A 13,527-nucleotide genomic window follows, 5' to 3' on the forward strand; every position below is an offset into this window, starting at 1 on the left:
CAGGCTTTTTATTGATAACCCGAAGCTCATCTGCACATCTGTAATCTGCACATCAAAACAGGGTCAGCCTGAGCCCGTCGAAGGGCGTGCGTAAAGGCCCTCCCCGCCGTGCTTCGACAAGCTCAGCATGACAGCCGCATATGCATCCGTCCGTCCGTCCGCAGGTGCGACAACTAATTACAAATGCGGACACCTACAATCTGCACATCTGCTACACCAGCACATCGCCTAAATCAACACCGGCTTTTTTATCAGCATCGGTTGCCTGTTGCTCTAACAGGCGCGATACCTCAAACCGGGTGCCCGGCATCGCCCTTTTTAACTGCCCGGCTTTGGCCACCCATTTATCATAAGCATTTACATCGGGGAACAGCATTACCTGCCTGTTTTGCAGCACACGGCATTTATCGGCATTAAGCCCATCTAAACTGCCGCTGGCCAGCCATATAAACGCAGGCATTAACGCACTGGCTATTATGGCGGTTTTCTCGCTCTCGACAATAGCTACAGGCTTATATGGCGATGTGATCAACAAATGTTCGCCAAAAAGGCATTGGTTAAGGGTAAAATTTATAGTTTGCTGTTGGCTGTTTGCAGTTAGCTTATCATCGCTGCCCACTGCTGACTGTAGGCTGCCCACTTGTTTTAGTAGTTGCGTGTGTGCCCAGGTAATGTGGTTATAAGGCTGCTTTACCCGCTTGCCGGTGGTTTTATTGTACAGCATTATTTTGCCTGTGCGCACGTAGCCGTTGCCATCCAGTTGCCAAAATATTGTTGCGCCGTGCCAATGGCTGCTGGTGCCAATGCGGTATCGGCCCACAAGGGTATCGGCAATATCAAAGCCGAAACGCGTAATAAGGTACTGTACAAAATGGTTGTCTGCATAGTTTACAAAGCTATCGTTTACATAGTCGGGGTGTATGTAATACTCTGTAGCCGGTTTAGGTTTGGCCGTTTGCTTGGCACGCTTTGTTATGGGCCGGTTGCTTATGGCCAGCGGATAATTGCCCACCTGGCTAAAATACTGGCGCGGGGTAAAATGGTAGCCGCAATTATCAACCCTATCGCACAGGCCAACATGCGGCGCAAGCTGCCCGCCGCTTTCAATATCAATATATAACGTAAATGTTTTGGTGCGATGGTTGCACCTCGGGCAACGATACCGCGATTGCGTACCCTTATAAGGTTGTAATTGGTACTTATTCATATATGTTGTTAGATGTGCAGATTACAGATGTGCAGATTACAGATGTGCAGATTTGGAGTTTAGAACTTAGAGCTTAGATCTTTAGAATTTCAATTCCCTCCTGTCCGTCCGTCCGCAAAGGGTGGGTTACCCCTGCGGACGGACGCTTTGCTTACCTGCCTATGCTTTGTTTAAGGGCGTGCATTTTTATGAGCCTGTCGGCCTTTTGGTGCGATATGTTTAGTGCCTTGCCAATTTCGCGCAGGCTTAGGCCCTCGTTGTTTAAATCAACCGCTTTTTGTACCATTTGCTCGGTTACGGCTTCGCTTTTGCGCTTAAGCTGCTCCCACTCCTGCCCGTAGTTTAAAAACTCGTAGTGTAAAAAGTTATGGGGCTTGCTTATCTGGCAAATACACACATTGCTTTCGCCGTAAACCTGCTCGGTATTGCGTTGTTTTATTTGCTTAAGGTAGCGCAGGTTGTTATCGGCATTGCTTTCGCCAATGGTAAAGGCACTATCGCAAAAGTTCATCAGCATTTTACTGCCCTGCAAATCGTTACGGGTAATAGGCTGGCTAAGGTCGCGCTTGGGGGTATGTGCCAGCACCAGTATGCTTAGGTCGTACTTGTTTTTAAGCGTTTTAAGCTGTTTCATTAAAGGCAGTGCACCGTTGGCCTGCTCGGTTTCGTTACGCAGGTAGGTAAGGTTATCAATAATAAGCACCTTGGTACCGGTTTGTACAACAGCCTGCTCCAGCTCGTATATCAGGTGCTGGTCAAAATCGGTAAAGCCTTCGGGCAGCTCGCTATCGGGGTTAATTTTGCCACGTAAAAAGTTGCTGTTAAACAGGTAGTGGTGCCCGTAGTTTAAGCTGTAGCGTGCCTCAAACTGTTTATCGGTAAGCTCAAAATCGCAGTAAATAACGGGTTGTGCCAATGCCTCAACCTCAAAAGGGTGCTGGCTAATGCCTTTGGTAATAGCATCGGCAATTTGTACGGCCAATATACTTTTGCCCAGGTTGCTATCGGCAAAAAGTATGCATACCTCGCCCTGGTGCCAAAACTTGCCAAAAAGCATTTGGGGTATAGCACGCTGGCTGGCCTCGTTCATCCAGTAGTTGGCACCACGCACCATCAGCACGCTATCGGTAGTTTCTTGCTGTGGTTGGGTAAGCTGGTTTAAACTGGCTTGTTGTAGTTGTGCGGCATCAATGCGCATGCCGCTGTTAGGGTTGTTTGGATACATTGTTTATGTTGATTATGTTATTTGCTACGTGGTTGCTACGCGGTCATTTAATGAATACGGCAAAATGACCCAATGACCCAATGACCAAATGATCAATAGATGAGTGAAACGAATACAATCCCCCCAATAACCATATTTATATAAGGCTTTCGCTGCAAGGCGGGTTAGGCAGGCAGCGCTATAGTACGATGGTTGTAAAGGTGTCCGTCCGTTTAAAGGTGCGACAATGTTTGGACGGTGCGGACAGTGTGTTATTAAAAGCCTGTACGGCTGAAGGGATATTACAAATATAAAGATAAATCTTTAATTATCAAGAATAAATTGTAAAATAATGGGGTGTAAAACCTACCCCAACAAAAAAAGAGAAATATTTATAGCAGCACCAACAAAAAATACGAAGAATTTATAGGGAGAGGGACAAAAAAGTGAAAAAAGGGTCTTAATATGTAAAAAGGACAAAAAGGGGCTGTCCGCAGGTGTCCAAAGCGTCCAAAGTGGCCGAGGGGGTAAGGGTAGGGAGCGGACGGACGGGGGGAGATGATGGATTTTTTTATACATTTAAGCATGGAAAATGAATTGCCTAAAATTACATATCTATTTGGGGCTGGGGCCAGTGCTTTAAAACTGCCAACAATTAAAGGTCTTCCTGATCGGATAAAGTTTGTTAAGGACTATCTTGATAAATCGTACATATATCCGGAAGATGAGGTAATGACAGTCAACAACTTTAGTTTTAAAGCAAAGATGCCAAACAATTTATCCTAGATGGGTTTGATAAGCTTTATAATGCGTCACAAAATCATTCTACTGTAGATACATACGCGAAAAAGCTGCATTTGACAAGTAGAAGTAGTGAGGTGAATGAATTGGTTTTTATTCTTGCATTGTACTTTAATCTTGAACAAAAGATTGTCGGTGTAGATCCCAGATACAACACATTTTTAATATCGATATTAAATTCCTCAGCATACCAGTTTCCGTCAAATCTGAAATTTTTAACGTGGAATTATGATTTACAGTTTGAATTGGCATATCAGAAACTGTTAGATGACCATACTGATAGCTTGCAGTACAGTAAATTTAATAAAAATGAGAACAGTTGGAAAAAGGAAGAATTCAACTCAATAAAAATAAATGGGTCTTGTAATATGATTGATAAATCATTTGGAAGCTTTTATCATTTGATTAAAAATATATCATCAGATAAGGTTGATCTTGAAGATATAGATTGGGCTCTGAAATACGGGTTTTGCCATATAAAAAATAGAAGAGAGTTTTCTAGTGCCCGGGTAAATATAAACTTCGCTTGGTATAATGATACTGACAAACTAAATAAAATAGCAGCTTTACATGATACAACGGAGGTATTGGTTGTAATTGGATATTCATTTCCTTTCTTCAATAGGGATGTTGATAGAAAGATAATTAGATCTATGTTTAGGTTGAAGAAAATTTATATTCAAGATCTGTACCCTAATGATATAGTAAATAGATTTTTATCGATATTGCCAAATTGGAAAAAACAAGAAATCGAAATCATTCCCATAAATACAGCCGAAGAGTTTTTTTTACCACCTGAATTATAGATTCCAGTTACCGCACCCTACCACCTCTGCTTTAAACCCGTCCGCACCGTCCACCCACTGTCGCATCTCCAACGGACGGACACCCTGCAATCTGCACATCTATCATCTGCATATCTGCACCTCATCGGTGTAATCAAAAAAACACCATCGGTGTAATCAAAAAATAATTATCTTAAACCCCAATTACAAACCATAATAAAAACCAATACCGTTTATATATGAAAATTGCTATGCTGGGTTCGGGCTTTATCGCGCGTTTCTATGCCGACTCGTTAATTGGCCACCGCCGAACCGATGTGCTGCACGCCGTGTACAGCAGGGATATTAACAAAGCCAAACAATTTGCCCACGATTATAAGCTGCCCGTGTATAGCGATAGCCTGCACGATGTAGTAAACAACCCCGATGTGGATGTAGTGGTCATCAGCCTCCCTAACGATTTGCACCTTGCCGCTGTTGAGGCCTGCGCCAAGGCGGGCAAGCATGTGCTGTGCACCAAACCCCTGGGCCGCACCGCTGCCGAGGCTAAACAAATGCTGGATGCCGTAGAGGCTGCCGGCGTTATGGGCGGCTACCTGGAGGATTTATGCTACACCCCCAAGTTTAATAAAAGCCTTGCCAGTGTAAAGGCGGGCGCGCTGGGCCGTGTATTATGGGCCAAAAGCCGCGAGGCACACCCCGGCCCCCACAGCAACTGGTTTTGGGATAAAACGCAAAGCGGCGGCGGCGCCATTGTCGATCTGGGTTGCCACTGTATCGAAATTGCCCGCAGCTACATAGGCAAGCACATTAAACCTGTAGAGGTGATGTGCTGGGCGGCTACGCAGGTGCACCCTATTGATGCCGAAGACAATGCTATTGGTATGGTAAAGTATGCCAACGGCGCCATAGGGCAGTTTGAGGTAAGCTGGTGCTTCCGCGGCGGTATGGACCTTCGCGACGAGGTGATGGGCACCGAGGGCACTATTTGGATAAACAACTTTTTGCGTACCGGCTTTGATATGTTTAGCACCGGCAAGGGCGGCGGTTACGTTGCCGAAAAGGCCGAAAGCAGCAGCGGCTGGCTTTTCCCCGTTGGCGACGAGGTGAACGAGCTGGGCTACAACCACATGTTTACCGATATGTTTGAGGCTATTGAGCAGCAGCGCCCGCCAGCCGAAACCTTTTACGATGGCTACGTGGTAAACGCCATTATTGATGCGGCCTACGCATCGGCCAAAAGCGGCGTGTGGGAACCCGTAAACCTTACCGACTGGCGCGGCGATACCGATACCAAAATAGCCACCGAGTTTGCCAATTATAACGAGCAGTACTACTTGATAAAAGAAGAGATACTACCCCACGGCGATAAAAAGCTGTTACTAAAAGATAAAGTAACAGGCGAAGTGGTGGTGAGGGATTTGTAGGTTGGTGAGTGGTGAGCAGTTAAGTGGTGAGTAGTTGTATAGCGACTCATAAAGGCGACTGCGGGAAGCCTCACCCAAACCCTCTCCAAAGGAGAGGACATTTTTAAAAAGTCTCCCCCTTATGGAAGAGATTTAGAGGGGGCTTGCAGATTGTCTGCACCGCTGATTGGTTTGATTGGAGGATTAGCTTGATTATGTGGAGAGTACTTGTTTAGAAGAGGTATCGAACGAGCGTAAAGGCCCGACAAAAAACCGGGCCAAAAGGTAAAGGCCTGTGTGGGGAAGGATTTTTTTGTCTTGATTTTTTGCTTCTTTTTCATCAAGGAAAAAGAAGGAGCCCTGCCGCGGCGGTGAGCGGGGCCACATAAGTTTGAAATACATAACTCGTTACTCGTCCTGCATAGAGATTGCTTCGTACCTCTCAATGACGCTTGAATACAATGACCCAATGACAGCGAAGCGTAATGACACAATGAATTAATGACCATGAACAGAAGAAACTTCATCTACAACACTACCTTATTAGCAGCGGCAGCAGCCACACAGGCCTGTACGCGGACTATTGCCCACCATACACCTGCCGCAGGTATACAGCTTTATATGCTGCGCGATGAGATGGCTGCCGATACCCCCGGTACGCTTAAAAAGCTGGGCCAGCTGGGCTATACGCAAATAGAAAGCTATGGCGGCGATAAGGGCGTGTTTTGGGGGATGACCAACACCGATTTTAAAAAGCTGGCTGCCGATAACGGGTTAAGCCTCATCAGCACGCACTATAACGATGGCACCCCGCAGGAGTTTGAAAGGCTTGCCGCCCGGTGTGCCGAAGTTGGTATGAAGTACCTGATATGCCCATGGCTTGGCCCCCAAAAAAGCATCGACGATTTTAAACGCTTCGCGGATGTGTTTAACCAACGGGGCACCGTTTGCCAAAAGTACGGCCTGCGCTACGGCTACCACCCCCACGATTACCCCTACCAACCTGTGGACGGACGCCTGCCCATTGATGTACTGCTAAAACACACCGACCCCGATTTGGTATACTACCAAATGGATGTATACTACACCGTAACACAGGGGCAGGACCCTTATGCCTATTTAAGCCAACACAAGGGCCGCTTTAAGCTAATGCACATGCGAGATGTATTAAAGCAACGCCTGCCGGCAGGCAGTAAAGAGGAATCGGCTTGCGATTTAGGCGAGGGGGTAATCAACTTCCCCAAACTCATCGCGGCAGCAGAAGATAACGGTATGGAGTACTTTTTTGTTGAGCAAAGCCGCTACCTAAACGAAACCCCGCTGCAAAGCGCGCAAAAAAATGCCGCCTACCTAAAAGGCATGCGGCTGGTGTAACTATTGATTTTTTTGGAGTTTGGCTATAGTAAAAATACCCTAAAGTACTGCTGGGCATATTCGCCCCAGCTTTTAAGGGCTTTGTTAAGGGTGGTTACCAGCCCTTTATAATCAACCGCCTTGCCTTTATTGGGCACTTTAAGGGCAGTTTCGGCAACCGGCATATCGGTTACCTTGGTGGCAAACCAGGTAATGTTATCGTGTGGCAGGGCAACACCAAGTATCATACCCGGCAACCCTGTAAATGATTCGGGCCCGCCCGATACAGGTATCTCATCGCTGTAAAAAGCCACCACATAAACCGAATCCATTACGATGGCGTTGGCGCGGCGGCAGGTAAAGCCTGCAATTTCGCGGGTTTCGTCGGTTATTTTCCAGTTTATCTTGCGTACGGTATCTTTTACCAAAAACTGCTCTTCAAATACCTTTTTGTTGGTGGTGCTTACATTCGTATTAAGGTCGGTATAAACAATGTTATTTTGCGTAGCCGATGGCTCGTTACCAAACCAGCCGTTGCCTGTAGTTTCGGGCGCGGGGGCTGGGTTAAAAAAGGTTTTGTTGCCGGTAAAGGTTAAGGTGCTTACCAGTGTTTTGAATTGCGGCTGTGTTTTTTTGTATTGCTCAAAGGCCTGTTGGCCAAAGCTGTTATCTTCCTCTTTACCCAGGCGTTTTTTGATAATGGCATACATGTTTACCTTCTTTTCGTACTCGATGGTACCTGCTGTGGTAAAGTGCGCGTTTTGTGCCAATAAGCTGCTGCTAACAAAGCAGGCAAGCAATAATAGTAATATTGAATTTTTCATCTTCGTTATTTTTTTGGAGCCCCGCCGCCCAGTTTGTTAAAGTCCCAGATAACGGATAGCATAAAGTATCGTTTAATTGTAGTGTAGCGGCTTTGGTTGATGCTTTGCCCGTCGGCATTGCGGCTAAAGCCCTGATTTTGGTTCAGTAAATCGTTACCGCTAAGGCTTAGCTTAAGGGTTTCGTCTTTCATGAAAGATTTGGTTAGGTTGGCATTCACAATAAACTGCCTAAAATCGGTAGCAAAAGATTGTGTTGCTGCCTGGTAAGTATAATCGCCATCGGCACCCACCTGTATTTTACCGGGCAGGTAAACGTTAAAGCGTGCGTTGCCGCTAAAACCGCGGCCATTGTTATTCAGGTCGGGTTGTAACGATGATTGCCCGGTAGAGTAGGTAGGGCCTGCCTGTATACTAAAGTTATACTTTTTAGCCACGTATTTGTCGATGCTTAAGCCACCGCGGTAACTATTGGACGTAGTTTTGTTTAAAGCACTGTTTTTTAAGCTAAAGTAGGTACTGCCGTTAACATTAAAGTTTAAGCCTATATAAAATTCGGGGTTAGGTATTTTACGGCTTAGGTAAACACTGCCATAAAAGTTTGAAGGCTTTTTACCCGGCAGGTTTAAATACTGTATAGTGCTTTTACCTGTAGTATCGGTAGTGATGTTGCTTACAATAGGGTTAGTAGTAACCGAGTACGAACCATTTAACCATATAGATTGCCCGCTAAGTACCTTATAGGAGTTGTAGTTGGCAGATACACGGTGTGTAAACGATGGATCTAAATTCGGGTTACCTAATGTGATATTCAACGGATCGTTGTTGATGCGTATAGGTTGTATTTGGTCTATAGTAGGTTGTGTAGGGTTGCCATTATAGTTAAACCTGAACGACTGCTGCTGCGATATACGATACTGGTAGCTGGCCTGCGGGTTCCAGTTGGTAAAGCTACGCTTAAAGGCATTGCCGGTTTCTTCGTCAACCTGTTTAAACCTTACATCAGATACCTTGGTACCAAAGTTTAAGGTTTGCTTGCCTTTTTTGTAGTTGAATATGGCACCACCCTGGTTAGCAAACTGGTTAAATTTATAGTTGCTGCTCAACGAGTCGTTTAGTAAATTATAAACACCCGGTGCCGATTGATCAAACGATTGCCTGTTAGAGTTGGCATTGTTGATATTAACCCCATAGTTTAATACCAATGAAAAGCTTTTGCTTAAGGGCTCGGTATAAGTGGCGTTAGAAAGGAATTTGGTGCTTTTTGTGTCGTTGGTTTTATACTGGTCAACTACCTTAGTACTATCTAATATGCCCTTGGTGTAGTAATCGGTATGGGCATTCAAATAACCTTGGGCCTTGCTATCGTTTATGCCGGTAGCTAAGCTAACCGAAAAGGTACGGCCTGCCTTTTTAAGCTTTTTGTTATAAAATGCGGTGGCATTAAATATTTTACCATCGGCATCGTTTGTTAAATGGCGATCTTGCTTGTTTAGCAATAAATCATTCTCAAAGCTTTGCGAGTTATCTGAGGTTCGGGTTTTGGTATTTTTAACCGTACCATCAACCGTAAATTTAAGGTTTGATGTAGTATCTAACTTAACCTGGAACATCGCATCCAGCTTTTGCCTGAATACCGAGTTGTTTGTGGTTTCGTCGGAATTGCTGTTTAACACCCTACCCGGCAAATTATTTTGCGTTAAGGTATTGGCAGTGCCGTTAACAGATAGGTCGCCAATTTTATAGTTGGTATTAATAGATTCTTTATCAGCGTTCCATTTATTATCAAAGTGTAAACCACCTGTGCGTGCAATGGGTATGCCACGGCCATTGTAACGGCCATCCCACGATTCCAGATCATCGTCATCTCCGCCGTTAATATATATCTCGCCGCTATCGCCAAACTGTAGCCCTTCTGATGTGCCCAGTTTGTTGTTGTCTTCCCAGCCTAAGCCGGTTTTACCTGTGTTACTCACCGTAGTATAGGCCGAAAACTTCTTTTTCCCTTTAAAACGGTTATATAAGCCCTGGCCCTGGTAAAAGCCATCGGTACCAATGCCTGCATCTACCTTGCCAAAGTAGCCGTTCTTTTTATCTTCTTTTAGCTTAATGTTGATGGTTTTGGTTTTCTCTCCGTCATCAATACCGGTAAAGGTGGCCTGGTCGCTTTTTTTATCGTAAAGCTGTACTTTATCTACCATATCGGCACGTATGTTTTTGGTAACCAGGGTAGGGTCATCGCCAAAAAACTCCTCGCCATCAACCAATACCTTTGGTACGGCCTGGCCCTGTGCGGTAATTTTACCATCCTTATCTACCTGCATGCCGGGTAGCTGACGTATCAGGTCTTCTACCTTCATATTAGGCTCTATTTTAAAAGCCTTGGGGTTAAACTCGGTGGTATCGCCTTTGATTTTAATGGCAGCTACTGATCCTTTTACAATCACTTCTTTTAACAAGCGCGATTTTAGCAGTAAGCTAACGTTGCCGAAGTCGTGGGTTGATTTTACCGAATCTAACGTAAATTTTTCTACGTAATCAGCATAGCCGGGGTAGGTGATCAGCAAAATAAAATTGCCTTTGTTTAGGTTGCTCATGCTAAAGCTACCGTTAGGGGCAACACGCGTAAATTTCCTTAAAGTAGAATCTTTGGCGTTTAAAATGCTGACAGAAGAATTGGATAATTTAACGTTTGATACAGTATCGGCCACGGTGCCTTTAACTGAGTAGTTTGTTTGCGCAAGGCAAGCAAAGGAGCACAAGCATTGCAGTACGAGTGCTGTAATAAAAATTTTCATTCGTGAGGTTTAAGGATAGCTAAGTTATAACTAAAAACTTAGTAATTAAATTTACACTTGTTAAAAAGTGTTAAATATAGCCTCACATATGTTAAAGTCACATAATTGTTACTTATGCGTGCAAACACATATTAACAATGTATAATGTAATTTTTTTTAAAATACTAAAAAGTAAAGGGGCTTTCGTAAGTAGCAAAGGCGGGAAGTTCCTGATCTTTAGCCGATAACAGGGCGTCTCGTTCATCTATACCCCAACCAATAGCCAGTGTAGGATCGTTCCAAACGATGCCTGTTTCTGATGCTTTATCGTAATGATTGGTTACTTTATAAGTAAATATGGTATCGTCTTCTAATGTTACAAAACCGTGCAGGCAACCTACGGGTATCCATAATTGCAGTTTGTTTTTAAACGATAATTCAACACTTATATGGCGGCCATAAGTTGGCGATCCTTTGCGCGCATCTACCGCAACATCAAGTACGGCACCTTGCACTACACTAACCAGTTTACCCTGGCCAAATGGATTAGCCTGGGCATGCAAGCCACGCAGCGTTCCTTTTTTTGACATGGATTGATTGTCTTGCACAAAATCTTCGTTTATGCCGGCTTTTAACAGTGTTTGCTTGTTATAGCTTTCATAAAAATAGCCTCTGTCATCGGTAAAAACTTTGGGTTCTAATATCAATACGCCGGGGATAATGGTTTCGGTAACGGTCATGGTTAGTCTACGGTTTTCATTAAAGTATTAAACATTACAAACTTTTCGGGGAAGCGCTGGTGATGTGCATCCTGAAAACGGAACAAGTGTTTATCATAAAAACCGTTAAAATCTTCAATAGAATCGGCATTATACTGGATACAATAAGTAGTGCCCTCGTTTGGCGAATCAACAATGTTCAATATCCTGTACGAGCTAAAGTGCCCTGTTGCCATTACAGCGGGTATATGCTCTTCTTTAACCCATTGCAGCCATTCCTGCTCAATGGCATCATCTAAAATAAAAGTATCGTTATATACAATCATGCTGTAAAAATACCGATTGCATTTGATTTTGCAGATTTTAAATTTATTTCAACTATTAATAACCCCAACGTAGTTGCAATGTCCGAAGCGGTAGCTATATCGGACGGACGGACACCCAAATGACTACACGTTTAGCGGTTGCTTTGTGGCTATTGGTGCTGGTAGTGGAGTTGTGGAAACTCGCCTGCTACGTTCCATCGTTCTTATCGCCCCTTAACAGCCTGAAACGCTTTCGGGCATCGTTTAACCAAAGGCTGCCCTGGTAATTGCTTATTATTTTTTGGTAATAGGTTTTGGCCAGTTCGGGGTTGTTAAGTTTGGTTTCGTAAATATCGCCCAGCATAAATACCGCGTCATCGGCCCAAAGATCGTCGGCATGGCTTTCGGTAATTTTTTTGAGCAGCACAGTGGCATTGGTATAATCTTTTTGTTGTAGCAGTATACGCGCCTTTGCCATTAAAATATCGGCGGCAAGCAAATTGCCGGGATATAGTTTATCTATGCTATCCAGGGTTGTAAATGCCTTCGTGGTTTGCTCGGCAAATATCAACAGGTCGGCCCTTGCATAAAGTTTTAACGCACTGCCGCTGCTGTCAACCGCCAAATTATCGCTTATTAATAACGAAAGGTTAAGCGCATCGTTGGCTATTAATTGCGATGTGGCTGCTTTTAAAATATCCAATTGCCTGCGCGCCCAGTTAAAATCGCCGGTATAATAGGCCAGTTTAGCATTGCGCAAAAGTGCATCTTGCCCAATTTGGGTATTGACGTTGGCTTTTTCTACCTGGCTGTAAACCAACGTGGCATCCCATGGTTGGTTGTTCAGTAAGTAAATATCACCTAAATCCAGCTTGCAGCTTGCCAATAACTGCGGCCTTACACCGGGGATAGTTATTGTGCTCTCTAACAGTGTTTGGGCATCTTTTAATTTATGGAGTTTAAAAGCCTGTAGATTGGCCAGTTTTTGCAGGGCAAAAGCCGTATTGCGTGTACGGCCAAATTCGGCAAGCAGGTTTATATAATCGCTCTCCAAACTAAGCAGATCAGTCTGCGTGTACCTGCCGCTGGTCACCTTTAAGTTTTTGGTGTTAATGAGTTCTATTTTGGCCGCTACATAATTGGGGTCGTCTTTATTACCCTTACTGATAATATACTCGTACCCGCGTATAGCGGCATCATAAGCCTCGTTAGCCACCAGTGTTTTGCTAAGCTCGGCCACTTTACTGCCATCATCGTTTTGGCGGCGGCTTAGTGCAAGTACCTGGTTAAGGGCCTGGTCAAATTCCTTTTGCTGCAAAAACTGCCAGGTTAGCAAATCGGTGTATACCACCTGTTGCGGGTCTTTTTGTATTCTTTTTAGCAGGGCTGTTTTTAGCATCGCATAATCATCGGGCCCTTCGTATATCGATGAGAATGTGTTTTCGGCCTGGCTTAAAAATACCGGGTTAAGGGGTAAAAAGTTCAGGTACTCCTCGGTAAGTTCTACCTTATCGCGTTTGTAGCGGTAAAGGGTTATCAGTTCAAAACTAAACAGGGCATCGTTATTTAGCAGCTTACGGCCCTGCTTAAATATCTTCACAGCATAATCAACATTGGCATTCTGGTAAAATTGTGATGCCAGGCTGGCTATCTGGTTTTGGTCGGCAGGCAGGTTTTTGATCAGGTCGGCATAAATGGCTTCGGCTTTAGGCGTATTGCCTTGCTGGGTATAAACAGCGCCCAAAGCCACGGGGTACTCCATGTCGTCGGGGTGTTTTTTCATCATCTTTTTGGTGATGCTTTCGGCGTCATCAAATTTTTTGGCGGTAATTAAGCTGTTAAAATATTGCTGATAATAAGCCTCATTATCTTGCCGGTATAGCTTCTGGTATATGTCAAGGGCCTTTTGTGTTTCGCCATTGGCAGTATATTGGCGCGCCAATTCCAAATCGTTTGTTTGTGCAAAAACGGCTGTGTAAAGCAGTGTGAAAAATAAAATAAGCAGGTGTATACGCTTCATTCTTTTTATATATTTATAAGCCGTTTAGGCTTTTTTATATAACGCTTTAAGAGGGTAAAATTGTAGTGACATTGGTGTAAGGTTAATCAAAATAACTAATTTGACCCTTGTTTATTTAAGTTGACATCC

General features: G+C 44.2%; 11 protein-coding genes. 4 read left to right on the plus strand and 7 right to left on the minus strand.

The features are described from left to right. Positions 1-211: 211 nt before the first annotated feature. Together FFF34_019010 and FFF34_019015 are read right to left on the minus strand one after the other, a co-directional pair. Entirely contained in the window at positions 212-1,207 is a 996-nt protein-coding gene (locus tag FFF34_019010; protein ID TSD62624.1) for a hypothetical protein, read from the minus strand. 151 nt (positions 1,208-1,358) lie between these two features. Then, complete coding sequence (locus FFF34_019015) at positions 1,359-2,432, minus strand: AAA family ATPase (GenBank protein TSD62625.1); 1,074 nt, start codon at positions 2,430-2,432, stop codon at positions 1,359-1,361. 564 nt (positions 2,433-2,996) lie between these two features. On the opposite strand from FFF34_019015, the gene FFF34_019020 reads away from it, so the two are divergent. From FFF34_019020 to FFF34_019035, 4 genes are all read left to right on the plus strand, one after another. Beyond that, positions 2,997-3,197 (plus strand): hypothetical protein, encoded by a 201-nt coding sequence (locus FFF34_019020; protein ID TSD62626.1) that lies wholly within the window; start codon positions 2,997-2,999, stop codon positions 3,195-3,197. A 71-nt stretch (positions 3,198-3,268) separates the two neighbouring features. Then, positions 3,269-4,018: a hypothetical protein gene (locus tag FFF34_019025; protein ID TSD62627.1), complete on the plus strand. Its 750-nt coding sequence runs from the start codon at positions 3,269-3,271 to the stop codon at positions 4,016-4,018. Between the two features lie 218 nt (positions 4,019-4,236). After that, complete coding sequence (locus FFF34_019030; GenBank protein TSD62628.1) at positions 4,237-5,424, plus strand: Gfo/Idh/MocA family oxidoreductase; 1,188 nt, start codon at positions 4,237-4,239, stop codon at positions 5,422-5,424. Positions 5,425-5,904: 480 nt separating this feature from the next. Continuing rightward, positions 5,905-6,777 (plus strand): sugar phosphate isomerase/epimerase, encoded by an 873-nt coding sequence (locus tag FFF34_019035; GenBank protein ID TSD62629.1) that lies wholly within the window; start codon positions 5,905-5,907, stop codon positions 6,775-6,777. A 23-nt stretch (positions 6,778-6,800) separates the two neighbouring features. Here the strand turns inward: FFF34_019035 and FFF34_019040 are convergent, their stop codons facing one another. The 5 genes from FFF34_019040 to FFF34_019060 all read right to left on the minus strand — a co-directional run bounded on the left by FFF34_019040 (position 6,801) and on the right by FFF34_019060 (position 13,398). Next, positions 6,801-7,580, minus strand: coding sequence for a GLPGLI family protein (locus tag FFF34_019040; GenBank protein ID TSD62630.1), 780 nt, complete (start codon positions 7,578-7,580; stop codon positions 6,801-6,803). A 5-nt stretch (positions 7,581-7,585) separates the two neighbouring features. Continuing rightward, on the minus strand, positions 7,586-10,375 hold the full coding sequence (locus FFF34_019045; GenBank protein TSD62631.1) for an outer membrane beta-barrel protein: 2,790 nt from the start codon (positions 10,373-10,375) through the stop codon (positions 7,586-7,588). A 164-nt stretch (positions 10,376-10,539) separates the two neighbouring features. Continuing rightward, positions 10,540-11,094: a dTDP-4-dehydrorhamnose 3,5-epimerase gene (rfbC, locus tag FFF34_019050; GenBank protein TSD62632.1), complete on the minus strand. Its 555-nt coding sequence runs from the start codon at positions 11,092-11,094 to the stop codon at positions 10,540-10,542. A gap of 2 nt (positions 11,095-11,096) precedes the next feature. Next, positions 11,097-11,399 (minus strand): DUF4286 family protein, encoded by a 303-nt coding sequence (locus FFF34_019055; GenBank protein TSD62633.1) that lies wholly within the window; start codon positions 11,397-11,399, stop codon positions 11,097-11,099. A gap of 187 nt (positions 11,400-11,586) precedes the next feature. Continuing rightward, a complete protein-coding gene (locus FFF34_019060) occupies positions 11,587-13,398 on the minus strand; it encodes a tetratricopeptide repeat protein (protein TSD62634.1) in 1,812 nt (603 codons plus the stop codon). Positions 13,399-13,527 lie beyond the last annotated feature (129 nt).

This window comes from Inquilinus sp. KBS0705, assembly GCA_005938025.2.
Classification (GTDB): Bacteria; Bacteroidota; Bacteroidia; order Sphingobacteriales; family Sphingobacteriaceae; genus Mucilaginibacter.